We start from the raw sequence: 24,523 nt of genomic DNA on the forward strand, positions 1-24,523 counted from the left end.
ATATTCTGGTTTTCCTTCAAGTTATATTACACAAAAACCATGAAGAAAAGCCATGGAAATTATTCTTCCATGGCTTTTCTTCTTACGATGAATTTGTCATATCATATGCTTCACGATCTATTATCACACTTAAAGAAGAATGATAACGAAGAATGCTGGCCGGATGAGCGGGTGATACTTCACCGTACAGCATGTCACGCACAGCGGATCGTTTCTTTATTCCATTTGCAATGACAATTACTTTAGAAGCATCAAGGAGCTGTTTCATACCAAGAGTTACCCCTTTTTGCGGAGGATTCATAGAAGAATGAAAATACTTTCGGCCTACTTCCTGTGTTTTTTCATCTAAAGATATGACATGGGCTTCCCCGTCGAGGGATGTACCAGGCTCATTAAACCCAACATGACCATTCACTCCAATTCCCAGTACGGCAACATCCAAGCCGCCTATCGAAGACAAATGGTCATTCATTTTACGGCACTCCATATCAAGATCTTCAGCTTTGGCATCAAAAACATGAATATTATCCTGTTTGATCCCAAGCGGTTGGAACAAATGATGACGCAGGAAATGCTGACAGCTTCCCGCATCACTTTCTCCCAGTCCTTCCCACTCGTCCAATCCTATAAATTGGCATGATGTGAAATCCACGCTGCCGTTTTCCTGGGATTGAACCAAATAGTCTATCATACCAGCCGGAGTGTCTCCAGCGGCTATACAAACCACAGCTTCCGGCTTATGCTGCACCGTTTGAATAACGCTTTCCGCGGCAATCCAGGATAATTCATCATACCCATCAGCTATGTTCACTTTTGTTTTGTGCGTTTTCATCGAAAGCCTCCTTTTACTTTGTTCAGGTTTTATAGATTGGATTTGGGGCGGTTTCCTTTATCCACAGACTGCAGCAGCATTGTACCTATCCAGCATAATGCCAATAATGTTCCTCCCATTCCCCCAAGCATTGCCAAAGCAGGAACGAGGTACATGAGTAATAGACAGACAATAATAGTCATCCCAAAAGCTGCGGTATGGAAAGGATAGGAAAGTGCTGTGAAAAACGCTCTCAAAAAGGTTTGCCGGTTGGAATGGTTATAGTCTGTTATCGTACAAATAATAATAGGAAACATAGATAAAAAGAAGAAACAAAACATGATATTAAACGCTGTGAACATCGTGCCGTACCATTCATTCCAATGAAGCGAAATGCGTAGATCCACAATGAAAAAAGCTAAAATGGCTGTAGATAGATAACCCAGAACATTGGCTTTGATGAACACTTGTTTATACGTCTTCCAGTACCTGAAAAATAACTTATCTGTCCCCTGTTTTTGAAAAATGCATCGGCGGACACTATCAAATAAAGCACAGCAAGAAGGAAAGAAACCAAGAATAAACAAACCCAGCAAAGTCCCTGCTAACCACAACACGTGGATTTTCAAAAATTGATAGAATGCGTTGGAAAGCGTATAGATAGCTGAGTTAAAATGACGTTCCATGGTTTTTCCTCCCCTCTCTTGTCATAGATACAGCGCTCCTTCAATACTTGGCAGCTGATTATTCACCTTCGAGCCATCAACAAATAACTCTCCCGTTTCATTTAAATGAATATTTCCATACCCGGGATCATTCACGGTGATATGTTTCACCTGTTCCTTGGCATATACGACATCTATTTTCGTTGAAAGTATTCTTTCCCTGAATGTCTGAAAATCATAGAATTCTTTCTCTTCTCCCATTCTAATCAACCAGAGATTACTTCGCCCTGGTGAAACAACTTCCCTGTGCTGGTCCATTCCTTCCGTGGTTAACGTATATCCATTTTGCGCAAACAGAGCGGTATAACTATTATTTTTTCTTAGGAATAACCAGTTTTCGTCGAAAACACATTCATCGAAGACTTCCAAAGGAACATAGGCATGCGTGAAATCCACTTCATGATGTTCTTCTATTTTAAAATAGCTGAGCAGGATGCCACGGTGTTGTTGAACGAGAGGGAGATTCCCATTTCCTGCCCAGTATCCCGGGCGTCCATCTCCTTTTTTGGCATGTTCCCCTGGATGATTGACCCAGATATTCTCTTCCGGACCAAAACTCGCCTGCCATACATGCTCCTGATATCCTTTTTCAAATGGGCGGTAGCAAAGTGCGGACGATAGCATATAACCTCTCGACTTAAATGTATACAACGGAACCTCTCCATCTAACCCCTGGGTATGATAATATACGAAAGTATTATTCGAAGCAGAAAGTAGATGGCTGTATTCAAACGGAGGAATATAGGTAGACAGAGCCAGTGCAACAGATGCAAAGGAAGAGTAGTTGATATTCGCTGCTCCCCAGGCCAGCCAGGATAAATTTGTCGTCTGTGTATTATAATGACCTTTCAACTCTTTTTCATATACTCTTCCCTGAGAGCAAGTAAGGTATCCATTATAGCTATTGGCGGCCAGCCAATAGAATATATAATCGAGTGCTTTCAAAGCCCGTTGACTAATCTCATGGTCTGTGGAAAAATCGTATAATTGGATCAATCCTATGACATTGATAGGAATATAAGGACTGGAATTCCATTCAGCCAGTCCATCTTTGAAAAATCGCTCAAACCATGAAAGCAGAAGCTGCCTTGCTTTTTCATAATGCTCTTTGCCGTACATGGAAGCGTTTGGGAAAAATGTATCCGGATAACGCTGCCCGGCAAGCAGTTCGCTCGTGTGAAAAATCAAGGCGTGATTTTCGCTGAAGAACCACATCACATCGTTGCCGGGTTCATCCATCCAATAGCGGTAGTCGATAACAGCTTGTTCGATACGATTTCGTAAGGCTGGAGTTAACACATGCTCTCTATCATCCATATCCAGTAATCGAAAGTACATGACAATACTGAAATCGCTGCAATCCAATCTATCTTCCACCCAGCTGACATCTTCACGCAGTATTTCTTCCCAATCGGCGGATGATTTTGTGGTTGCTTTAAACATAGCCAGCACTCTGTGAACATTGGGTTCTCCGTGCACAGAAACAAGATCAAGCAGCAATTTTTTCCGGTCATTTAATGTATCCGCATGAAAATGTTGAAAAGGTTCCGGATAAATCTGTATACCGAAGTTTTTACGAAGATGCACGTTTCCATTACTTAGAATAACGGTAACAGCGTGATATCCCATCTGAAAGGTTTCAGCGGCACCAAAAGTTATTACGTTATCTTCTGATTTCAGTTCCCGATGCAGCGTCTGGGCGTTACATCGCTCCACCTTGAATACTCCAGTGACACGGAACGGATGTTCAGCTTTTTTTCCAAGATGGAAGATTACTTTTTCATTTTGATACGTATCCTGACTGAAACACCCCTTCTCCAATAACTCTTTCATCCGACCGATTTCTACAGGATCCTCTCCGGCGATCGGAAGCATTCCTTTTAATGATGTATTTCCGGAGATATAATCCATTCGGAACAAAAACTTCGTATCTCTCTCCGCCAGATCATCGTAATACACATAGATAGAATTATTTCCTTTGTTTAATGGAATGGTTAGATTTTCTGTTTGTGCTTTATTCCGTGTGAAAGGCGCCATGGTATGCTGCAGCACTTCATTCACCCAAAGAGACATTCCTCCGCACACAGAGATGGAAAATGTCACCCACTGGTTTTCAGAACTCTCTATTTCCGTATAAGCCCATGATTCAATATGCGCGGGTTCTGACCAGAACCCCTTTGTTTCCACCGCTGTTTCTTCAAATGGAAGATGAAGCTCCCAGGTTTTCTGTTGTCCCTGATAACGTACTTTTTGCTGCAAATCGGGTGCTTTTATATCTTCAGGAATAGTTCTGTATGGTTCTCTCGAGCTGATAAACTCGGAACGCCCGGGAAATTCATGCGAAGCCGCCCCTGTTTTTAACCAGGCATTCACTTCTCCATCCATCGTGCTTGCTTCAAACGTTTTACGGTTTTCAAAGGTTCCGAGAATAAGCCAATGATTTAATGAATCTCCGGGATCGAGAGTGAAAGGTAATTTGTTCATCTTTTATCATCCATTCTGTCATGGGTTAATCTTTCATGCCTGTCATCATAATCCCCCGTATGAAAAATCGTTGAAAAATCAAGAATATGATGATTAGTGGAACCATCGTCAATACTGCCATAGCAAGCAGTGGTCCCCAGTCCACCGAATACTGACCAACAAAATTGGCCAGTGCAAGTTCGAGTGTATACAAGTTGGAATCCGAAATGGCAATGAGCGGCCAGATGTAATCCTGCCAACGCCACATGATAGAAAATATCGTCAATGTAGCAAGAATCGGTTTCGCCAATGGAAGGATCAACCGAATGAATATTTTCCAGTCACTTGCTCCATCGATTTTTGCCGCCTCAATCATTTCGTCCGGCACCGACATCAAATACTGTCTGACCAGAAATACACCGGTTGGAGTTGCAGCTGGAGGAATGATAATCCCCCAAAGCGTGTTATATAACCCCAAATTCTTTAAGACGATAAACATCGGAATCATCAATGCCTCTAAAGGAATCATCAAAGTTGAAAGAAAAAAGACAAGGATAACCGCACTGCCCCGAAACCTATATTTTGCCAGAGCATAACCGGCCATGGTGTTAATTACCAATGTTAATACAGTAGCCGCGACTGTCACAAAAACAGTGTTAAATAAGTAACGTGTAAAATTAGATTCCTGAAAAGCACTTATATAGTTGTTCAGCGTGAAATTCTGAGGAATAATGGAAGGCGGCCAGCTGAAGAGTTCCCCGGATGGTTTCAGTGAAGAACTTACAACCCATAACACCGGGAAAAGCATGAAAATGGCAATGAGGATTAAAGGAATGTACAGGATCCAGTTTTGTTGTTTCGTATGTTTCATGCTATACCCTCCCTCCGTTGCTGACTTTCCATTGAATCAAGGTGACAATTCCCATAATGACAAACAAAATAAGCGACAAGGCACTCCCGAGACCGAATTCACCCATTCCAAACGCCGTGTCATAAGTGTATTGCACGTAGTATCTGGTAGCGTTGATAGGACCACCGCCTGTTAATGAAACAACCAGGGCGAATGTTTTGAAAAACTCAATAAAACATAAGATGATAACAAGCAGTGTAATCGGCCTTAGCATGGGAATGGTGATGTTGCGGAACTTCTTCCACGTACCTGCTCCGTCTATTTCGGCGGCTTCATACAATGTAGGAGAGATATTCAGAAGACCGGCAATAAAAATAAGCATGAAGAAGCCGACTCTGTTCCACACCGTCACCAAGATGACAGAAATGTTGGCAAACACTGGATTGGAAAGCCATCCAACCGGCTCAATATCCACCAAGGACAAAATATAGTTAATGAGACCCGTATCCGTCTGAAGTATCCAGTTCCAAATTAACCCTGCGACAATAAAAGAAATCATGACAGGTAGAAAAAAGATGGCCCTGAATACATTACTTCCTTTTAATCCTCTGGTTAGTAACCATGCCAGTCCTAAAGCACAGACAACTGTTAATGGAACGACGGCAATGACATATATTAATGTGCGAAAAAGCATTGTCCAAAATTCACTATCAGTTAGAATAGTCTTGAAGTTCTCAAGACCTATAAAGGTTGCGCTGGAAATACCGTTCCATTCCGTAAAAGAATACACGATTCCATAGACGGCCGGTAACCCGACGAATATGCCGAATATAAGAGCATTTGGCAGCAGAAAAGCATAAGGAATCCAAGGTTTTTCGCTTTTCATATTTATTCTCCTCACCTGAAAACTCGATAAATTGTTAGAAGAAAGATGGGGGAAACCCTCATCTATACGCCCTTATGAATGGTTCCCCCACGTTGCTTTTACTCTGAACCGACGTCAGAACTTTCTACGATGCTGTCCATTGCCTCCTGCGGAGTCATAGCTCCATCCAATGTCCGCTGCACATTCTCTGTGATCTTCTGTTCAACGTCCGGCATATATTCAAAGTTACTCCAGTCTTCTGCAGTCGCTTCTGGAGTGACCGACAGTTCATTGTTAAAAATGTTCATGGCTTCCGTTTCTGCTGCGTATTCTATATTTTCAATATCTGATCTCGGACTTATAAATAATGATTCTGATACATATTTTTTATTCTGTTCTTTGGAAATGAAATATTTCATGAACTTCACGGCTTCTTCTTTGTGCTCAGAATCTTTAAACGTTACCATTTGTTTCCCACCTGCAACGGAAGAACGCTGTGCCTTTTGCGGCATATACGTCACTCCCCATTCAAAGTCCGCGTTATCCGAGTAATTCTGCAGATTCCAGTTTCCGGATAAGTGAGCTGCTGCCTGTCCTGAACGGAATAACGAGTTGGGATTCTCTCCTCCAAGCCATATGGACTGAGGAATAATTTCACGTTCATGCAGTTCGTTAAAGTACTCCAGTGCCTCTACGGATTCACTTTCATTAATTTTTAGTGACTGTCCATCTTCCGAAAAGATTCTGCCGCCGTTTTGATAAATGAGGGTGGAATACCTGGAAGGTGACATATCATAGGCGAGACCCATGCGGGCGTCACTATTCTCCTTCACTTTTTCAATCGCATCGGCAAATTCCGACCAGTTCCATATATCCTCGGTAGAATCCGGAACTTCGACACCGGCTTGTTCAAAATACTCCTTGTTATAATAAAGGCCATGTGCTGTAAGATCTGTCGGTACGGCTACAAATTCACCATTCACTTCTGCCCAGGGACGAGCAGACGGCTTCAATTGATTGTAAAATTCTTCTTTGTTTCCAAATTCTCCATCAAGTCTTAACAGAGCATCAGAAACTGCTCCAGGATTGGATATCCGAGCGAGATCCGGAGCGTCTCCACCTGACACTCTGGTGCGAATACGGTTATAGATATCATCATAAGGCGTCTCTATAATATTAAATTCGACATTCGGATTTTCACTTTTGTAATCTTCTGTAATTTCTTTAAATACTTCTCCTTCATTACCATCACTAAACCAAATGACGTCCAGTGTTACAGTATCACCGCTGGAACTATCCTGACCCGTTTCCTCTCCGCCGGAACAACCGGCTGCCACCAGACCACTCAATACTCCCATGGCAATCATTGCTGCTGGTTTTTTCATAATCAAAACCCTCCTAATTAGAATAATGACAAGCTGATTATTGAATTCGCTTTCAAATTTTTTAAGAAATAGGTTAAAATACGTAAAGCATTTCAACCCTATAATTCTTCCGCTTCTTCCAGTTCCGTGTATGCGTGATAGATGGCTCCATATGCACCAGCAGCTCCTCCCAGACTGGCTAGTTTAATGTTGGTTTTAATCGGTGTTAAAGAAGCAACTCGTTCATTCAATTCTTCTATCATTGAATGCATGGACTCTGAGACACCTCCTCCAATCACCACTAATTCCGGGTTCAGCAGATTGACACTATTGGTAATGACAAGACTCAACTCTGTGAAGAAATTCTTGACGACGGGCGAGGATCCATTTGTATGCCCGGAGTATTCAGCAAACACATCTTTTGCAGTACGATCTCCGTTTCGAAAAGCTTCCCCGGAAATTTTCTTTTCAAATTCTCCAAATTCACCCTCCGTGTTTAAATCTTTTCGTTGGAGATCTTCCTTAGACAACTGATAACCAATTTCCCCACTTTGATAATTGTGACCATACACGAGTTCACCACCAGATATAATGGCACTGCCAACTCCTGTTCCAATCGCAATAAAATAAAGGTTATCTGACTCTTCACCTGATCCCAGCCATTTTTCACCTAGTGCAGCGCAGTTTACATCATTGTTAATAAACACCGGATAGTCAAAATGGGGCTCCATTTCTTCTTTTAAATTACGTTTGTTCCACTTTAATGCAGGCGCTTCTATCACAATGCCAGTATCAACCTGTACCCATCCGGGAACACCGATTCCAAGTGCGATAATATGACTGCTGTCCAATTCTGACTCTTCAATAGAATAATGGATTAGCTGAATCAACTCCTTCACGTCATTTTGAGATGAGAATTTCTTTTCATAAAGAATTTCTCCATCTAAATCTGTCATAGCAATCTGGATCTTGGTTCCTCCAACATCCACTCCTACCGCGAGGGAAGATTTGGGATTAAACTGCAGCAGCTTTCTACGGCGGCCGCCTTTATTGGTGGACGAACCTTTTCCCGATTCCTCGATCAACTTACGTCCAAGCAGTTCTTCAACAATGGCTGATACCGTGGATTTGCTAAGTCCCAGTTCTTGAGCTATCTCCGTCCTGCTGATGCCATCACTGGTTTTCACTTGATCCAATACCATTTTTCTATTCATTTTTTTTATGGTCTCGATTGCGTTCGATTTGTTATTCATTGAGTACTCCTAGGAAATGTAGTATTAATTTAAGTTAGTTTGTTCATTTGAATTAACTAACTTAAAAGTATCAGTGATTCATCAAGTTGTCAATCTGATTTTTCTGAAACGATATAAGTGCGTCTTTCGTATATTTTTATTAAATGGGTAGAAGGAGGCAGGGCTATGATTTCTTCCAAAATCGAGCAGTACACCGATTATTATGAAACGTTGAAAAAGGAGCTTCGCTGGAAAGCGTTTGATAACCTGGTGATCATGAATACGGCGTCGATCTATGTGATGAACGGGCGTACGCTTGATACGGCGCGGTTTCTGGAGCTTGCGGAGCAGCTTAAAAAGAGGTCGGGGATGTTTTCGGCGATGAGTTCGCATCCGCGGTTCACGATGGCGGGGATGTTGGATGCGTCGTTGGAGGATCCGGAGGCGGCGGTGCCGGAGCTTTTCCGCGTGTATCAGATGCTGAAGGATCATAACTTCCGCAGCGGCGCTTCGACGTACATGGCGGCGTTCACGGTGATGAAAAACGCCGCGCCGCCGGAGGAGACGGCGCGGCGGACGATGGATCTTTTTCAGAAAATGAAAAAAGAGCATCCGATGCTGACGGATGCCAACGATTATCCGCTGGCGGTGCTGCTTGCGATGGAAAAAGAAAGCGACATGGCAGCGCGGATCGAGACGTGTTATGACGCGTTGAAGCGGGAGGGGCTGACGTCCGGGAATTCCCTGCAGTTTCTCAGCCACATTCTGACGCTTGGCAGCGGCGGGCAGCCGCAGCAGGCCGCGGGGCGTGCGGCAGAGGTGCTTGATAAGTGGAAACGGACGGGGTTAAAGGCGAAACCGATGTATTATCCGGTTCTCGGGATGATGGCGCTGCTGCCGGAGGAAAGCCTCGATCTCGAAGCGGTACGTGATACAGCAGCACAGCTGAACCGGACGAAAGCGTTCAAGTGGAGCAAAGATATGAATGTACTGGCCGCTGCTTCGTTCTTTGTGAGTGATAACATGGAAGAAGGCAGCCTTGCAGAAACGGGCCTGTACACCTCGGTGGAAGCGATCATCCAGGCGCAGCAGACCGCGATGATTGCCGCGGTATCAGCCGGCGCCGCCGCATCCGCCGCTGCCAACTCCGCGAATTGATTTTTGCGGCGGGGCAGGCTGCCGGTGGCGGACATTTTTCACCCGGAAATGTCTCTAATCCCGCGTTTACAGACATTTTAATGGATGACTTGTCCAGTAAATATATTTACTGGACATATTTTATAGAAAAACCGATAAAAATGTCCGTAACCCCCATGTTAGAGACATTCTGCCGACGCAGCTGTCTCTAACCGGCACACTTCCTGCCCAGCCGGCAAATGGTTCCCTCCATCCCCACTCTATGATGCACTTCAGGCATTCCGGAACTGGTTTGTGTTCTCTAGACATCGCCTGACATCCACGCCGGGAAGCATGGTGACCCGCTGCCCTCACTGTTTTCTGGAAAAATACAGACTGCCGTCCTGCTCCATCTCGGCATAAAAGACGTCGGATACCTGATGCAGCCCGGCGTTCTCCATCTCACGGAGCACCTCTTCGCGGGAGAGATTGAGTTTGTTCATGTTCGCCCTGTGCCAATGTCCGTCGGAAATAATTTCAGTCGGGAGCATGGGGGAAACGTTTGGAGCTGCAGGATTTAGATCGCTCTTGACCGCGGGCTGATTGGCTGTTTTCTTCATGACGGACAGGTTGCCGTCCGTCTCGAGCACCGCATAGGCGACCTTTGACACAGCAAACGCGTTTTTCTGCCGGAGCATAGCTTTCAATGCATTAACATCCAAACGGGTGCGGCGCAGCGCCTTCTCCAGGATTTCCCCCTGGTGAATAAGAATGATAGGCTCCCCCTCCATAAGATGGCGGGCTTTACGGGAATGCAGATCGACCAGTCCGAACAGAACCGTCAAGGCGGACCACACAACGAGTGCTGTCATCCCGTTAAGAAGACTGAATGTGTCACTGGCGATGAGGTCGGCGGCAATCGAACCGATGGCAATGCCGGAGATAAAATTGAAAAACGTGAGCTGCCGCAGCTCCTTGCGTCCCATGATCCGCGTAAGAACAAGCAGCGCAAGGAAGGCACACACCAGCCGCAGCAGAAGTTCTGGCATCGACACTATAACCGCTCCTTTTTCTGCTTAGTCTGGCTGAAAGCAAGGCAAACCATACACCCAAACCGTTTGGATGCCAACATGGCTCTACCCCGGCGTTTACAGACATTTTAATGGCTGATATGTCCAGTAAACATTTTTACTGGACATATTTTATAGAAAAACCGATGAAAATGTCCGTAATCCCCATGTTAGAAACATTCTGCCGCGTGAAATGTCTCTAACCAACACAACCTCCGCCCCGCCGGCAAAGTGTGTCCTCCAACCCCGCTCTAAAATGCCCTTCAGCCATTCCGGAACTGGATGGTGTCTTTTAGACCCCGGCTAACATCCACAATCCCGGCCGCCCGAAGAGATTGTGACTCCTACAACGCCCCCCTCCCCAGCAGCCCCAAAACCTCATAAAAAGGCTGCTCCGTCCGCCGGAACAGCCCTGTTGTGTGCGCCTAATCACCCATTATTCTACAATCAGATGGTCCATTCATCATTCACAAGAGCCACAAGCTTCCATTCCCCGCTGTCGTCCTGTTTCATGACAACATTCAGAGCCGACCAGTTCATGTCCGCGCTCTCGCCGGACCCTTCGACGTAGAATTCGACTACCGTCGCCTCGGGGAACACGTCCTGAATATTATTCTGCACATTACCGCGCTGCGATGTTTCTCCGACATTGATTTCATCGGGGTCGCTCAGTCCGGGGTCGTAGATATACTCTTCGTAATACGAACTCGGGGTCATCTCAATCGGACGGCCGCTTCCGTCCTGTGTGCCCCACACGTACTGCTGTTCATTCTGAAAGAACGTTTCAATGTCCTCTGCCTGAAACACCTGGGCTTCATCCTGCTGAATATACACATACGGGGAAAAGAGCACCCCTTCTTCCGGATGGACGAGCTCGGAAAGCCGGGTCAGATCCTGGCTGATCAAATAATCCACGACGGACTGCGCGGCAGACGCCGCAGCCTCATCACCGCTCCCGGCATTTTCCCCGGCGGTATTGCCCTCATCAAGCTGCGTCGAAACGATCTCATCGAGAATCCAGCGGTCTCCGTTGTACACCGCGTGATATACCATCTCCACATGACCGAGCATCTCATTGTTACGCTCCTGAACGATGCGGACGTGGTCCCGGGCTTCCTGCTCCAGCGTAAACGACTGATCCTCCTGCAGCCACGTCGGCGCATCCATTGCCACCACGTAAATACCATCGCTTTCTTCCCGGAAATAGGAATCCGTCATCCACTGAGCCAGGTCCTCCGACATCACCTCCTCAAAATGCTGCCGGACGCCATCAAGCGACTCATACGACTCCACGCGCTGACTATCCGTCTCATTCACGAGCGTCTCAAACGACTCACGGTAGGCCGTCATCACCTCCACTGCGCGTTCCTCCGTCAACTCAGGCGGCGTCTCATCCTCCGGTTCCGCAGGCGCTTCCTGCACCCCGCCGTCCGGAGTCTCCTGCTCCTCATCACCCGGAGCCGTACCTAAGCCTTCCGTTCCTGGAGCGGTGCCCTGCTGACTCATGACAAGAAGGGCCGCAATGCCGGCTGCAGCAAGTGTTCCGCCAAACGTATAGATCCGCTTCCAGGACGTCTTTTTCTTCGATTTCTTTTCCACACCCTGAATAATCTCGTCCGGCGAAACCGAGGGCGGCATATTGTCATAACCTTCCTCCAGCTCCTTCATGCGCTCTTCAAACGACTTACTCATCAGACTCCCCCTCCTTTTCCATCGCGGCTTTGAGTTTCTTTCTCGCCCGCATCACCTGGGATTTCACGCCGGACTCGGACGTACCGGTTACTTCGCTGATTTCAGCGTACGTCTGATGGTGAAAATAATGAAGCACCAGCGGCACCCTGTACTTCTCATCCAGCCCCTGAATCAAATCATGAAGCTCCATCGCCTCCTCACTCACCTGCAGCGTCTCATACGCATGATCCGGCGTCGTCTCCTTCACTCTCTCTACCTTGCGCCGCTGCCGTTTCTGCTTACGCATCATGTCCCTTGCGGTGTTCAACGTAATCGAATACAACCACGTCGTAAACGTCCCACCCGAAAAACTCCCAAGCGACCGATACACCTTCAAAAACACTTCCTGCGTCACATCATCTATTTCATCCGGCTGCACCCCAATCTGGTAAGCAAACCGCTGCACCGTCTGATAATACGCGTGCACCACGTCATGAAACGCTTCCTTACTTCCGCTTCGGGCAAGTTCCAACGACTCCTCAACCGTCATGACTCTCCCCCCTTTGTTGATCCTTCTACCTATGTAACGACACCAACCCCGAAACGGTCCCACATTTATGAGAAAAAAAATCTACCGAAGACAGCGCTCCAGGCACAAAAACCTGCTCCGCAGCCAACCATCACACCGCAACGCGCAGTACCCTGCAAAAAAAAGAGGCCCCGATTCCTCCCGGGACCTCTTGCTGTACATTGTGCCGCCTGTGTTACGACTGCTTTGTGAAAAAAGGAAGATCTTCCACCCCGGCGGTGCGGGCATACGTGAAAAGCTGTCCTTTATGATGGATTTCATGGTCAATGGCGTTCGTTAAAAAGAAATGGCCGGGCTCGTTCATGCCCATCATATCAAAGGTCTGCTCCAGATCGTCGTCGGAAAGCGCCTGGAGCTTTGCATCGGTTTTTGCCGTATAGTCTTTCACATGTTCGAGTACGTCATGCATGGTCTCGAATGAAGGGGTATCCGCCATTTCCGGAGAACCGCCGCTGACGAGTTCTGCGAACATGTGCGTGGAGGCTGCTGTATGGGCGGCGAGCTGTCCAAACGGCATCGCGCCGTCCCACGGAGCAAAATGAACATGGTCATCGGCTGATGCTTCCACCAGTTCCTCCAGTACCCTGCGGTGCCGCATCCACCTTGCTCTGATTGCTTCTGCCTGGCTCATCGGTCATCCTCTCCTTTATTTTTGCGCGGTTTGATGTTTGTTTCCCCTATTTATGTTCCACTTTCTATGAGCAGAAAAACGTCCTGTCTGCATTTTTTCTTACAGGTTTTCTTTCTCGTTTGAATAAAATCATGCTTAGAATCCGCTGAAGTGAAGGAGGTATCCGCCGGCGGTGCCGAGGAGGACGATCATCCAGGCCGGTACTTTCCAGACGTTCAAGAGTGCAAACAGGACGAGGCCGAGCGCGAAATCGGCGGTGTCAAAGATGGAACGCTGCACGACGGGGTCGTAAAACGCAGCGAGCAGGATGCCGACCACGGCGGCATTGACGCCCATGAGAACAGCCTGAAATGATGCGCGCCGGCGCAGTTCATTTAAAAACGGCAGGGCGGCCGTTATAAGCAGAAACGACGGAAGAAAAATCGCGATTGTAGCGGTAACGGCGCCGCCGATGCCCTGCATCATTGTGCCGAGGTAGCTTGAAAAGGTGAACAGTGGTCCCGGCACCGCCTGCGCCATGCCGTAGCCGGCGAGAAACTGGTCGGCCGACAGCAGTCCCTGCGGCACGAGTTCGCGTTCGATCATCGGCAGGACGACGTGACCGCCGCCGAACACGAGCGCCCCGACGCGGAAGAAGATGTCAAAGAGGCGCACGAGCGGGTTGTCCGTGGCACCGGCAAGTACCGGCAGCATGACGAGAAGAGCCGCCAGAATGCCGAGTGATGTCACACCTGCTTTTTTGGACAGTCCGGTCTCAAACGTTTCCAGGTTGGAGTCGGCTTTGTTTTGAAACAGCGTCCAGCCTGCGATTCCGGCCGCGGCGATGACGAGAAGCTGGACCCAGGCGGATGGAAAGAGCAGCATCACGACTGCGGCCGCCACCGCCATAGCGCGCCGCATCCCATCTGGGGCAAGCTTTGCGCCCATGCCGAGGAGCGCATGCAGCACGACAGCCGCTGCCACAACTTTCAGGCTTTGGATGAAGACCGCGTCTTCAAGAGAAAACGTCTGGTACAAGAGCGCAAACACAACCAGCACGATCACCGACGGCAGCGTAAACCCAAGCCACGAGACAACTCCTCCAAAGAAGCCGCCCCGGAGCATGCCGATCGAGATGCCGACCTGGCTGCTCGCCGGCCCGGGCAGAAACTGACAGACCGCGATCAAATCGGCGTACGTTCTGTCGTTCAGCCAATTTTTGCGGTCGATGTATTCATCCTTGAAATACGCCAGATGCGCAACCGGCCCGCCAAACGACGTGAGGCCCAGTTTCAGCGATGTCCACAAAATCTCCAGCAGTGTCATGATACGATGTTTTTCTTTCACGGTTTCCATCTCCCATCACTTGATTTCTTTGAATAGTTCATAGGCTTTCGCGCGGGCTTCCTTCATGACTTCGACCCCATGGTCCGTAGCACCGTAGTATTTGCGGATATGGCCTTCCACCTTGACCTCTTCTTTGTAAAGCAGGCCGTCCTTTTCCATCTGGTGCAGCATCGGATACAGCGTGCCCGCGCTGATATCATAGCCGTGTTCCTTTAGTTCCTCAAGCATCCACGAGCCATATATCCCTTCTTTATCGGCGTGATAAAGAATATGGATGTGAATGAAACCGAGAAACAGTTTCCGTAGAATTTTATTATCCAATCCGTCATCCCCTTTTGATATCGACATTCGATATCGCATATCGATATCAGTGTATAACTTTCTTTCTTTATTGTAAAGATGTTATAATACGTTCATTTCTGCGGGACATAAGAAGCAGCTCCGGGATCCTTATATTGGCGTCCTGAGACTGAGTCTGTTATGGTTATAAGCAGAAAAAACAGGGAAACTTTGTGGAAGGGGTGAAGACGCGTGGCAGACGAACAGAAAAATGAAAACCAGGAATTCGAAAACCTGGGAGAAGAAGAAGATCAGGATAAACTGCTGCAGGAAGACGAAGAGGAAGAGGAACAGGACGAAGAGCCGGAGGAATCCGACGAAGAGAAGGATGAGGACGAGGAGGAAGAAGAAAAATCGTCGGGACCGGATGTCGGCAAATCCCTGTTCACCATCGGACAGCAGGTCTCCTATAAAAACAAGGCTTGCACCGTCATCAACGAATACGAGCGCAGCCTTTGTATCGAATATAACTACTTTCCTTTTCAGGATGAAAACGAAGAAGACTTCCCGTACCGCCGGGAAATCATCCGTAAAGGCGAAGCGGAAGCACCAGTGGAATAACTCTTTCGGGTTAAAACGAAACAGGCCGGGCGATTTTCATTCATCGCCCGGCCTGTTTTCTTTTTTATACAGGGAAAAACGCCGCGTGCAACGGTTCATGATGACGTTTGGCATGCCTGCGGGCGGCTTAAACGTAACCGTGACATCTTCATGGCTGCGTTTACCTCCCTTTTTCACCCGTGAACGTCACTCGGACGTGCGCCCAACGACGTTTACACAACAAATCGATATCTAAACGTCGTTATAATCCCCCTCAAGCTCTCCGCTTTTTTCTCCATAAGGAAAATTCCAGGACGAGCAGGCAGACCGTGAGCCAGCAGAGGCCGAGGGAGAATCCGCCGATGACGTCGGTAATGTAGTGCACATTCAAGTACACCCGGCTGAAGCCGATCAGCAGGGTAAGAAGCACGAGAGCAGTGTTCACCAGCCACTTCGCCGCGCGCGGCAGCGAACTCCGGAGCACGAGATAAACGATGAACCCGTAGAACACGACCGGACCGGTGGAGTGGCCGCTTGGAAAGCTGAAGCCTGTCCCGTCGTGCTGCTGCAGCACATCGGGGCGCTGCCGTTCAAAGGTGAGCTTCAGGGATTTGGTCAGTATGCTGATGCCGATCATCGCCACGGCAAAATAAAGAAGGCGCCACCATTTCCGCCGGTACGCGAAAAATATGAACGCCGCGAGCAGAATCGACCCCGTCGTCAGCCACGCTACCGATCCGATTTCCGTGATGACTGCCATGGCCGTATCCAGCCAGCCGGTCTGAATCGATGCCACGGCATCCGCTGTCATCCGGTCCAGCGCAAACTTCTCCTGCTCGGCCACCTCATCAGCCAGTTCCACAAAAATATAAAAGGAGCCGCCGATGGCAATCAGCGCTGCCACACTATACAAAAACGCCTGAACCACCGGCTTCAAAAGTTGATGGGACGTAAAGGACGGCATGATTATGTTCCTTTCTCTCGGTGATAAACCCTTGGGTATACAGACCTTTATCCGCTTCCTGCAGGTGTTAAACGGAAAAAATAATGCCCGGTCCGTCTACCTTCCTCTCGAATTCCCATTTCCAGGGTCTACATCATCCGCCGGAAGCAGGTCAAAAATCTCGCCGGACTCCATGGCGCCGACCAGCTTCTGCAGCCAGTAACAGTATTTTTCGTATTCCTGAAGCTGCTCGAGATCTTTATCTGCTCTTTCCAGCAGATGCGTCTCCGTCTCCTCATCTTCGAGCACATCCCGCAGCTCATCCTGCGCCTCATGGATCGCATAAAGATTCAGCTCCGCTTCCCTTTTCCATTTATTCCCGAAAAAACGGGTGAAATAATTAAAGAAATCTTTCTCCGCTGTAAAATGGTCTTTACGCGACCCTTTCTGCCAGGTCTTACGGACAATCTGAATATCCTGCAGATTGCGCACCGCGGTACTCATACTCGGTTTGGTCATTCCGAGTTCGTCTTTCATTTCATCCAGTGTCATCGAATCGTGTTTAAAGTACATCGTCGCATAAAGACGGCCGATGGAAGGGGTGATGCCGTACAGATCCATCGTTTCGGCGATCGCGCTGATCACTTCATTTTCGGCGTCTTGTATTTTTGATTCCGCGGATTGTTGTCTCATCGAATCCCCCCATCCTTTATTGTATCATTACGATTGTTTGAGTGCTCTCCTCCGCTCGGTTTCTGCGTCCCACTCTTCATCGGTCGGCGGGGTCGTACGCTTGAGCTTGAGCGACAGCAAAAGCGCACCAGCGGTCAGAACAAAAAGGACACCAAACGCCACTTTTGCTCCGAAAATATCAGTGTGTTCAATCGCCGGCCAGCTTCCCGCCGACTGCTGCGCGGTCGTCATCGTCGTCACAAGAAGCGCCGTTCCGATGGAAGCCGCGAGCTGGCGGGTCGTGTTTGTCACCGCCGCCCCGTGTGGAATCAGTTTAGACGGGATTTCATTCAAACCTTCCGTGTTGACCGGCATCATAACCATCGAAAAGCCGAGCATCCGCACCGCATACAGCACAGCAAGCAAAACCATCGGCGTTGTCGTCCCGATAAACATGAATCCGGCCGTCGACACCGCCATGAGAACAAATCCGGGAATGGCAAGCGCCTTCGCTCCGACTTTGTCAAAAATACGTCCTGTAATCGGCGACATGAGTCCCGCGATTAACGCTCCGGGAAACAGCACAAGCCCCGATTCAACCGCGGTAAAATCACGCATGTTCTGCATGTACAGCGGAATCAGTGTCTCCAGGCCGATCAGCCCGACAAAGCCGACCATACAGATAATCGTGGAATACGTAAATATACGCTGCCGGAACACCCGGAACTCGAGCATCGGATGCGGGACGCGGAGCTGCCGGCGGATGAAAAAGTAAATCAGCACGAGGCCGGCAAACAGGGCAATCAGCGTCAACGGATTGGCCCAACCGTTATTCCCCGCACTCGTAAACCCGTACAGCACCCCGCCGAAACCAAGTGTAGACAGCGTGATGGAAATCGGGTCGACTTTTGGATTTTTCAGCTCTGTCACGTTCCGCATCACAAAATAGGCCACGACAATCATAATCAGCGCAAGCGGCACAATGCCCCAGAATAGAAGACGCCAGTCATAGTTTGTTGTCACCCAGCCGGACAATGTCGGTCCTATCGCCGGAGCGAATGAAATGACAAGGCCGATATAGCCCATCGCCGCCCCGCGTTTTTCCACCGGGAAAATAAGCAGAAAAATCGTCTGCATGAGCGGCAGCATAACGCCCGCCCCGGCCGACTGAATCACCCGGCCCGTAATCAGAAACGGAAAATTGGTGGCCAGGCCCCCGACCACGGTTCCTGCGGCAAATACACTCATCGCCGTCAGAAACAGCTGGCGGGTCGTGAATTTTTCCATCAGAAATGCTGAAACCGGTATCATAATCCCATTAATCAACATGAACACCGTCGTCAGCCACTGGGCGGTGTTTTCACTTATGTTCATTTCCTGCATGATCGGCGGAATTGCCGTGATCATGAGCGTCTGGTTCAATATAGCCACGAAAGACCCTGCGATTAACAGCGCAGCAATGACCACGCGGTTGTAGCTTACTTCCTCACTCATTCTACCAGTAACTCCTCTTAATCGTTCTTTTTACGTGAATAGTTCATTATACGCTTGTTGGATAAGAGTAGCAAATAAAGGTGCTTCTTTTCCACCAACTCAATTTTATGTCATATCTCCCACCCCCTCTTTCCCTTTTATTCCTTATATATAACGTGAAAGGAGGTGAGAGCCGATGGCTGAAATGATCAACTCCCGTCTCACACTTGAATTCAACGCCGGAATGGATGAATCCGGAGAGACGGTGTTCAAGCAGAAAAATTTCAACAACGTCAACCTGGAAGCGGCGGATCCTTCGCTTTTGACCGTCGCGACTGCCCTCGGACAGCTGCAGGAATTCCCTGTCACCGCTGTCACACGCACGAACGAGTACGACATCACCGAATAATTTTTCATAAAAAATAAGGAAAGGAGGCTTCGCGCATGACGAAGCGTATTGAACTGCGTTTTTCCAATGAAGATGGCCGGAATGTCACGGTTGCTGTGGATTCTCCGGTGGATCCGGTAGATCCGCAGGCGGTGGAAGCGGCGATGGATGCGGTCCTGAACGAAGATGTTTTCTACTCTTCCGGTGGAAGCATCACCGCCAAACGGGACGCCCGTATCGTGGAACGTACCGTCGACACGGTGTTTGAAGCATAAGCTAAAGAAGACCGGCTGATGGGGCCGGTCTTTCTTTTTGGAAAGGAGGTGCCGGTATGGATGTGTGGCTCAATGCTGTCGGGGAATACGGTATCAGCACGGTGATCGCGTTCTACCTCCTGCACCGGATGGAGAAGAAACTCGACACCCTGATCTATGTCGTCCAGGCCCGGGAGCAGACAGACACGGCAGCCGTCCGCCCCGTTACTCTTGAATCCCATGAAAAAACAACGCCGCTTCAATGATAAGCGCTCCCGGCCGGTTGGTCCACCGTCCGGGAGTGCTTTGTTTTGTTCTACGGGTCACAAAGAGGCGGGCTGCTGCACATTGTGACGTTTAGACCGAGGCAAACATCCACAATCGTGAGCTTGGGGCAAAAAGTAACGCTTAGGCTCCATCTAAGCGTCACAATGCCAAGAGATTTTTTCCAAAGTGCACTTTAGAAGAAACCCTTTTACGAACATTTTCCGCCGCAAAGTGTCCACTATGTTGGTTTACCGGACACGCTGCCAGGCAAAATGTCCGGTATTTTTACATTACAGACATTTTTACGCCCGAATTCCGTAAAAATGTCTCTAATCCTGATTTTACGGACATTTCACCTCTTCCCGCAATGTTTCTCATTCCGACGGATTAAGAATTCTACTCGGTAAGTTCAATGGAGGAAACTACTCACGAACGCTTCCCTTTTTTGTTATTATATCAGCCGTGATTACAGCTAATGAGAAGAATACAGAGGCTATTATCCCAGCTCTGGCATAATAGAGTGAATTTGATACAAGTACCCTCCAGCTTTCGAGATCAAAAAATAAATGCGCTATTAATAAGCTGAAAATGATACATAGTACGGTATAGCAACAATACTGCCCCCACCTATTCTTCACCACTTTTTCTATGAGCACATTCACAGGCAGCCCTACAAGAATAAATATTGGTATAAAATAATACAAATTGAATAGTAAATATCCTCTTAAATACAAGCTGAATAAAAATGCCGCTATAATAAGAGTTATGATTTTGAGAAAAATGTTCACTTTATCTCACACCTTACCGATGGAAGAATACATATTTTTGCACCTCATTCATATTTCAACGCTTATTTAAGTCAGATATTATACGCAGAAATCCCCTTTTTCCGGTATTTTCTTATTCTCATTATACTCCATTTTAGAATGGACAAAAAAGCTGAACTGGATGTAAAAGCTTTTCAGTTCGTTATGAATGCAATTTGTCCTAATATAGCGAAAAGAATAAAGATACCTGCAATAATGCAAATTGCAATGAGAATTTTTCTAACCATACAATATAACCACCTTTATTTCATCTCCATTTATCTATTCCGAAACCACTTCACATACGCTTGTTCCAGCGGGGAAGGACAGGAACCACTGCTGGGACACAAGCAGTGGCTGCGGTCGAAAGGACCTTTCTATTGCCTTCTCTTTCGTACAACGTTGATCCATAACACTTCACTCATCCATGCGAATGCATTAATACTATTCTACACGCCTGTTCTTTTCTTTCCGTTCATACCTACCGTGTAAGCAGCCTGACCCCTGCCACCCATTTGTTTTATTCTTCGGTTGTAATCTTCTGCACGAATCCTTCGCCCTGCACGTCCAGTTCTTGGGGTACTTTCAGAAGCAGTACACTGTAGCCGAGGTTCATACGGTCCCCGTGTCCCAATCCATCAGACTCATCGAACGGCACCATAGGAAACGCTTTTTTAAAACCGGCGTAGGTTCGTTCATTATCTTCTCCTGAATTCGTACGGACAGATAGAATGTCTTTCTGCTGTTCGAGGACCGGCGCGTATCCGGCCTTCGCCTGCTCGCCGTTTACCGTAGACGGTGACTGGTAATAAGCGGCTGTCGGATGATCGTAGGTTCCTTTTACATAATAAATAGGCAGATCGCTTATTGCCGCATTGACAATCAGTTCCTCCTCGACCGATTCCAGCTCCCACTCTCTCTGCAGGTAATCGTCATCGATGGCGTCCAGATTGCCGGTCTTGAACTGGTTCCGCAATGTCTCTGCCTCACTCTGCACATAGGACGGGGTCAGGGTTTCTTCGGGTGACGCCGCCCCGGTTAAAAAGATACTGTAATGCGCGGTACTGATAAGGAGTACGAGTACGTAAGCGCCGAACACCCAGAACACTTTCCGCCCGGTTACCCATTCTTCCGACAGAATCCGCCTGCTCGTGAAAAAGGTCATCAGGATAAATATCAACAAAACGATGATTGCCAGTGTCATTGTCTCACCTCCAGACGTTTCGCAAACAGAAGACCGGCGCCGAAGACGAGCACCAGCATGCCAAATACTTTTACCGCAAACATCGGAAAAAATGACTCAAGGTACAAAAAGGATCTGAATTGTTCTGCAATGTCTGCTCCCCGAAGGGACATTAAGCCGATCACAACAGCTGGAATCAGGAGCTTAAACGCACGGTGCCACTGGATGATGATACCGGCCAGATATCCTGCTGCCGTGGACAAAAGAACGTAACCTGCCGCGGCAGCCGCTCCCGTAAGAAAAAGCCCCGGGCCGAACGCCGTGCTCAAAATCACGTTGTCATGAATGTAATAAGCAAGCACACGGATAAGAAATCCGGATAAAGCCGCCGTGATACCGCCTGCTGCACTGACCGCACATAAAAACAAAATGGTCGAAAGATGGCTCGTGAGCCTATTCGTCACAAACAGAAAATCGTCTTCCCGGTACGCTTTCGTTGTAATATTAAGCGAACACAAAAATCCCCACAGCATCGTAAATACAATGACAAAATCCGACGAATAGGTGTCCATCGTGACATCGAATCCCTCTTGAAACGTAGACGTCGTCACCGTACTGAAAATGGTGGACGACAGCAGCACAGCAAACAGCTGCAGCAGAAGCAGCGAACTTAGTATCTCCGTGAAAGCACGGCATTTGAACGTAAAAAGACGGCCGATCGCCGTCGTCCTGTTAACGACGTTCGAGGACATCATCAATGCTCCTTTCTTTTTTCGCTGTTAGATAAACGGCGGCCTGCACGGGAGGCACGGTGGAGAGCGTGATACCGTTTTGACTCATCTCCCGGCGTTCCGCTTCGGAAAAGTCATTCTCCACGATCACGTATTCCTCTCCGGCTGCGGCCGATGCCGAATGCAGCACCTGATGCCGCTTCGTCCACTGGGTCAGAAGCGTCTGCTCCCCTGTCAGCCCGATCAGTTTCTCCCGCATGTCATCCATGGAAACGTGCAGCTGAATGCGTCCCTCATCGATCAGGATGACATCCTCGAGCAGTTCTTCCACTTCCTCTACATGATGGCTCGAAAGAATGATCGTGCGCGGATGAGCGATATATTCTTTCAGCATCACGCGGAACATATCCGAACGTACCGCGGCGTCCATCCCTGTCATCGGTTCATCGAGCAGCGTAACCGGACAGCGCGCCGCCAGCCCGAAGATCATGTTGAACGTGCTCTTCTTTCCTTTGGATAGTTTTTTATGTATATCTTTTTTGTTCAGCCCAAAGTAATCAAACAGCGTTTCCGGCAGCGTCTCATCCCAGTTTTCATAGAACCGTTTCCCTTCCTGCAGCAGTTCGCCGAGCGACAGCGCCGCCGGCCAGTTCATCGACTCATCGATGAAAATACTATTCGCCGACACCTGCAGATTATCAAATGATGGCTCTCCATCAACGTGGAGGCTCCCTGCACTCGGTCTTATAAATCCGGCCGCCGTTTTCAGAAGCGTTGTCTTACCGGCACCGTTGCGGCCGATCAACCCGGTAATCGTGTGTTCCGGTATCGAAAACGACACGTCATCGAGCGCTGTCTTTCTGCGGTAGGTTTTGGTCAGCTGCTCTGCCTGTATGACACTCATTGTTTCTTCCTCTCCTCTCTTACCATCTGCATCATTTCCTCCTCCGGCACATCCAGCCGGTCCGCTTCCTGCACGAGGTCCGAAATCATCTTTTTCAGCGTATGCGACCGGCGCTTCTCGATGACTTTCTCGCGCGCCTCTTCGGCGACAAATTTGCCCATGCCGCGCCTGTCGTACAGTATGCCATCCTCCGCCAGCTTCGTCAGCCCCTTCGCCGCCGTCGCTGGATTGATTGTGAAGCGCTCCGCCAGTTTGTACTGCGAATACACGTGATCATGCGGCCGCAGCTGTTCTTTCAAGATCTCCGCTTCAATCCACTGGGCAATCTGTAGATAAATCGGCCTCGAATCGTCTGATGAAAAAATCACAGCCTCCCCTACTTTCTAAGTCAGTGCATTAGTCATGTAATGCAGTATATAATAAATGGAAAGAAACGTCAATACTGTGTCTCTAAAGGAAACAATGAGGAGCGTTTTTGAAAAAAGTGACGCTTAACGTCTTTCTAACCCTCACCATTCGGGGATTTGGACAAAAAAGTAACGCTTAGATGCCGTCTAAGCGTTACAATACCGAAATGTTTTTTCCAAAGTGCACTTTAGAAAAAAAAAAGAATTCTTTTATGGACACTTCCCGCAGCAAAATGTCCCCTAATTTGGTTTACCGGACAGTCTGCCAGGGAAAATGACCAGTATTTTTACGTTACAGACATTCTGCCACCTGGATCCCGTGAAAATGTCTTTAATCCACATGTACCGGACATTTTACAAACCAAAGTGTCCATTACTTCTGCCGGGCCGTCAGCTGTCCCTGATAGAAAAATATGTAATTCTGTGTTACCCTGCGGATATCGATATTGTTTGCTTTGTCAAACAAAGGAGAAGGAGTGCATGTAACATGAATTTATGGCTGGAACTTACTCTGGTGATTGGAGGATTTTTTACTCTGTTCGGTGTCCTTCCCGCTCTTGTACGCCGGTGGATGAACGCGGACAGGCAGAAGATATCTTCTGATGATCACGTGAACGAGTTTCATAAGAAGGGAAATTGGGCAATACGCATTGTGATGCTCGTTTCTATACTTGCCAACTTTACTTTTTTCCAAAATACCCCTTTCTTCCCTTTGGTCGTGTTAGCCGGTTGTATAATGCTTAGTTACGTATTTCAGGCTTACATAGAATGGAAACATACCGATAATCCTGCCAACTACAAAGCCAGTCTCATGCAGCTTACGCTTATCGGCGCCGCCTTTTTTTACGCCTTTTACTGGATTGAAATATCACCGATTATCGGTTGAACCAACTATTTCTAAAT

Annotated in this window: 26 protein-coding genes; 6 read left to right on the top strand and 20 right to left on the bottom strand. The window is 48.0% G+C overall.

What is annotated here, in order from left to right; all coding sequences use genetic code 11:
* Nucleotides 1–82 precede the first annotated feature (82 nt).
* The 7 genes from BM058_RS08435 to BM058_RS08465 form a co-directional block, all read right to left on the bottom strand.
* Nucleotides 83–832: a glucosamine-6-phosphate deaminase gene (locus BM058_RS08435; protein WP_090926599.1), complete on the bottom strand. Its 750-nt coding sequence runs from the start codon at nt 830–832 to the stop codon at nt 83–85.
* 29 nt (nt 833–861) lie between these two features.
* Nucleotides 862–1,497, bottom strand: coding sequence for a YesL family protein (locus BM058_RS08440; RefSeq protein ID WP_090926600.1), 636 nt, complete (start codon nt 1,495–1,497; stop codon nt 862–864).
* Between the two features lie 21 nt (nt 1,498–1,518).
* Nucleotides 1,519–4,020 (bottom strand): hypothetical protein, encoded by a 2,502-nt coding sequence (locus tag BM058_RS08445; protein ID WP_090926601.1) that lies wholly within the window; start codon nt 4,018–4,020, stop codon nt 1,519–1,521.
* 25 nt (nt 4,021–4,045) lie between these two features.
* Nucleotides 4,046–4,870, bottom strand: a complete 825-nt coding sequence (locus BM058_RS08450; RefSeq protein WP_090926602.1) for a carbohydrate ABC transporter permease — start codon at nt 4,868–4,870, stop codon at nt 4,046–4,048.
* Between the two features lies 1 nt (nt 4,871).
* Complete coding sequence (locus tag BM058_RS08455; RefSeq protein WP_090926603.1) at nt 4,872–5,735, bottom strand: carbohydrate ABC transporter permease; 864 nt, start codon at nt 5,733–5,735, stop codon at nt 4,872–4,874.
* Between the two features lie 98 nt (nt 5,736–5,833).
* Nucleotides 5,834–7,099, bottom strand: coding sequence for an ABC transporter substrate-binding protein (locus BM058_RS08460; protein ID WP_090926604.1), 1,266 nt, complete (start codon nt 7,097–7,099; stop codon nt 5,834–5,836).
* A 98-nt stretch (nt 7,100–7,197) separates the two neighbouring features.
* The gene (locus BM058_RS08465; RefSeq protein WP_090926605.1) at nt 7,198–8,331 is read right to left on the bottom strand and encodes an ROK family transcriptional regulator; all 1,134 of its coding nucleotides are present in this window, start codon (nt 8,329–8,331) and stop codon (nt 7,198–7,200) included.
* 165 nt (nt 8,332–8,496) lie between these two features.
* On the opposite strand from BM058_RS08465, the gene BM058_RS08470 reads away from it, so the two are divergent.
* Nucleotides 8,497–9,468 carry a DUF4003 family protein gene (locus tag BM058_RS08470; protein ID WP_090926606.1) on the top strand — a complete coding sequence of 324 codons (972 nt, stop codon included), beginning with the start codon at nt 8,497–8,499 and terminating at the stop codon, nt 9,466–9,468.
* A 329-nt stretch (nt 9,469–9,797) separates the two neighbouring features.
* Here BM058_RS08470 and BM058_RS08475 read toward each other — a convergent pair whose 3' ends face one another.
* The 6 genes from BM058_RS08475 to BM058_RS08500 all read right to left on the bottom strand — a co-directional run bounded on the left by BM058_RS08475 (nt 9,798) and on the right by BM058_RS08500 (nt 15,034).
* Nucleotides 9,798–10,475: a DUF421 domain-containing protein gene (locus BM058_RS08475; RefSeq protein WP_245736904.1), complete on the bottom strand. Its 678-nt coding sequence runs from the start codon at nt 10,473–10,475 to the stop codon at nt 9,798–9,800.
* Between the two features lie 468 nt (nt 10,476–10,943).
* The gene (locus BM058_RS08480) at nt 10,944–12,188 is read right to left on the bottom strand and encodes a hypothetical protein (protein WP_090926608.1); all 1,245 of its coding nucleotides are present in this window, start codon (nt 12,186–12,188) and stop codon (nt 10,944–10,946) included.
* The gene (locus BM058_RS08485; protein ID WP_090926609.1) at nt 12,181–12,717 is read right to left on the bottom strand and encodes an RNA polymerase sigma factor; all 537 of its coding nucleotides are present in this window, start codon (nt 12,715–12,717) and stop codon (nt 12,181–12,183) included. The genes BM058_RS08480 and BM058_RS08485 overlap by 8 nt, the downstream gene beginning before the upstream one ends.
* Before the next feature lie 214 nt (nt 12,718–12,931).
* Nucleotides 12,932–13,387 carry a DinB family protein gene (locus BM058_RS08490; protein WP_090926610.1) on the bottom strand — a complete coding sequence of 152 codons (456 nt, stop codon included), beginning with the start codon at nt 13,385–13,387 and terminating at the stop codon, nt 12,932–12,934.
* 135 nt (nt 13,388–13,522) lie between these two features.
* Nucleotides 13,523–14,722, bottom strand: coding sequence for a chromate efflux transporter (gene chrA / locus BM058_RS08495; protein ID WP_090926611.1), 1,200 nt, complete (start codon nt 14,720–14,722; stop codon nt 13,523–13,525).
* 6 nt (nt 14,723–14,728) lie between these two features.
* Entirely contained in the window at nt 14,729–15,034 is a 306-nt protein-coding gene (locus BM058_RS08500; RefSeq protein WP_090926612.1) for a PadR family transcriptional regulator, read from the bottom strand.
* A 210-nt stretch (nt 15,035–15,244) separates the two neighbouring features.
* Here BM058_RS08500 and BM058_RS18205 point away from each other — a divergent pair, with 210 nt between their 5' ends.
* Nucleotides 15,245–15,613: a hypothetical protein gene (locus tag BM058_RS18205; RefSeq protein WP_177195486.1), complete on the top strand. Its 369-nt coding sequence runs from the start codon at nt 15,245–15,247 to the stop codon at nt 15,611–15,613.
* Between the two features lie 253 nt (nt 15,614–15,866).
* On the opposite strand, the gene BM058_RS08505 is transcribed toward BM058_RS18205, so the two are convergent.
* The 3 genes from BM058_RS08505 to BM058_RS08515 all read right to left on the bottom strand — a co-directional run bounded on the left by BM058_RS08505 (nt 15,867) and on the right by BM058_RS08515 (nt 18,701).
* A complete protein-coding gene (locus BM058_RS08505; protein WP_090926613.1) occupies nt 15,867–16,556 on the bottom strand; it encodes a phosphatase PAP2 family protein in 690 nt (229 codons plus the stop codon).
* A gap of 96 nt (nt 16,557–16,652) precedes the next feature.
* Nucleotides 16,653–17,228 carry a choline uptake/conversion transcriptional regulator CudC gene (gene cudC / locus BM058_RS08510; RefSeq protein WP_090926614.1) on the bottom strand — a complete coding sequence of 192 codons (576 nt, stop codon included), beginning with the start codon at nt 17,226–17,228 and terminating at the stop codon, nt 16,653–16,655.
* A gap of 27 nt (nt 17,229–17,255) precedes the next feature.
* Nucleotides 17,256–18,701 carry an MDR family MFS transporter gene (locus tag BM058_RS08515; RefSeq protein ID WP_090926615.1) on the bottom strand — a complete coding sequence of 482 codons (1,446 nt, stop codon included), beginning with the start codon at nt 18,699–18,701 and terminating at the stop codon, nt 17,256–17,258.
* 175 nt (nt 18,702–18,876) lie between these two features.
* On the opposite strand from BM058_RS08515, the gene BM058_RS08520 reads away from it, so the two are divergent.
* Genes BM058_RS08520 through BM058_RS08530 form a run of 3 tightly spaced genes read left to right on the top strand, consistent with a single transcriptional unit; the run spans nt 18,877 to nt 19,588 of the window.
* On the top strand, nt 18,877–19,089 hold the full coding sequence (locus BM058_RS08520) for a DUF1659 domain-containing protein (RefSeq protein WP_090926616.1): 213 nt from the start codon (nt 18,877–18,879) through the stop codon (nt 19,087–19,089).
* A 35-nt stretch (nt 19,090–19,124) separates the two neighbouring features.
* Nucleotides 19,125–19,343: a DUF2922 domain-containing protein gene (locus BM058_RS08525; RefSeq protein ID WP_090926617.1), complete on the top strand. Its 219-nt coding sequence runs from the start codon at nt 19,125–19,127 to the stop codon at nt 19,341–19,343.
* Nucleotides 19,344–19,399: 56 nt separating this feature from the next.
* The gene (locus BM058_RS08530; RefSeq protein WP_090926618.1) at nt 19,400–19,588 is read left to right on the top strand and encodes a YvrJ family protein; all 189 of its coding nucleotides are present in this window, start codon (nt 19,400–19,402) and stop codon (nt 19,586–19,588) included.
* A 1,327-nt stretch (nt 19,589–20,915) separates the two neighbouring features.
* Here BM058_RS08530 and BM058_RS08540 read toward each other — a convergent pair.
* From BM058_RS08540 to BM058_RS08555, 4 genes are read right to left on the bottom strand one after another with little or no spacing between them, the layout of a single operon-like run.
* Complete coding sequence (locus BM058_RS08540; RefSeq protein ID WP_090926620.1) at nt 20,916–21,599, bottom strand: hypothetical protein; 684 nt, start codon at nt 21,597–21,599, stop codon at nt 20,916–20,918.
* A complete protein-coding gene (locus BM058_RS08545) occupies nt 21,596–22,333 on the bottom strand; it encodes a hypothetical protein (RefSeq protein WP_143083000.1) in 738 nt (245 codons plus the stop codon). The genes BM058_RS08540 and BM058_RS08545 overlap by 4 nt, the downstream gene beginning before the upstream one ends.
* Nucleotides 22,311–23,213, bottom strand: a complete 903-nt coding sequence (locus BM058_RS08550; protein WP_090926622.1) for an ATP-binding cassette domain-containing protein — start codon at nt 23,211–23,213, stop codon at nt 22,311–22,313. Before BM058_RS08550 ends, BM058_RS08545 begins: the two co-directional genes overlap by 23 nt.
* Nucleotides 23,210–23,581: a GntR family transcriptional regulator gene (locus BM058_RS08555; protein WP_090926623.1), complete on the bottom strand. Its 372-nt coding sequence runs from the start codon at nt 23,579–23,581 to the stop codon at nt 23,210–23,212. The genes BM058_RS08550 and BM058_RS08555 overlap by 4 nt, the downstream gene beginning before the upstream one ends.
* A 526-nt stretch (nt 23,582–24,107) precedes the next feature.
* On the opposite strand from BM058_RS08555, the gene BM058_RS08560 reads away from it, so the two are divergent.
* Entirely contained in the window at nt 24,108–24,506 is a 399-nt protein-coding gene (locus BM058_RS08560) for a DUF4181 domain-containing protein (protein WP_177195487.1), read from the top strand.
* The last annotated feature ends 17 nt before the right edge of the window (nt 24,507–24,523 follow it).

It is taken from the genome of Salibacterium qingdaonense (assembly GCF_900114715.1).
GTDB lineage: Bacteria > Bacillota > Bacilli > Bacillales > Marinococcaceae > Salibacterium > Salibacterium qingdaonense.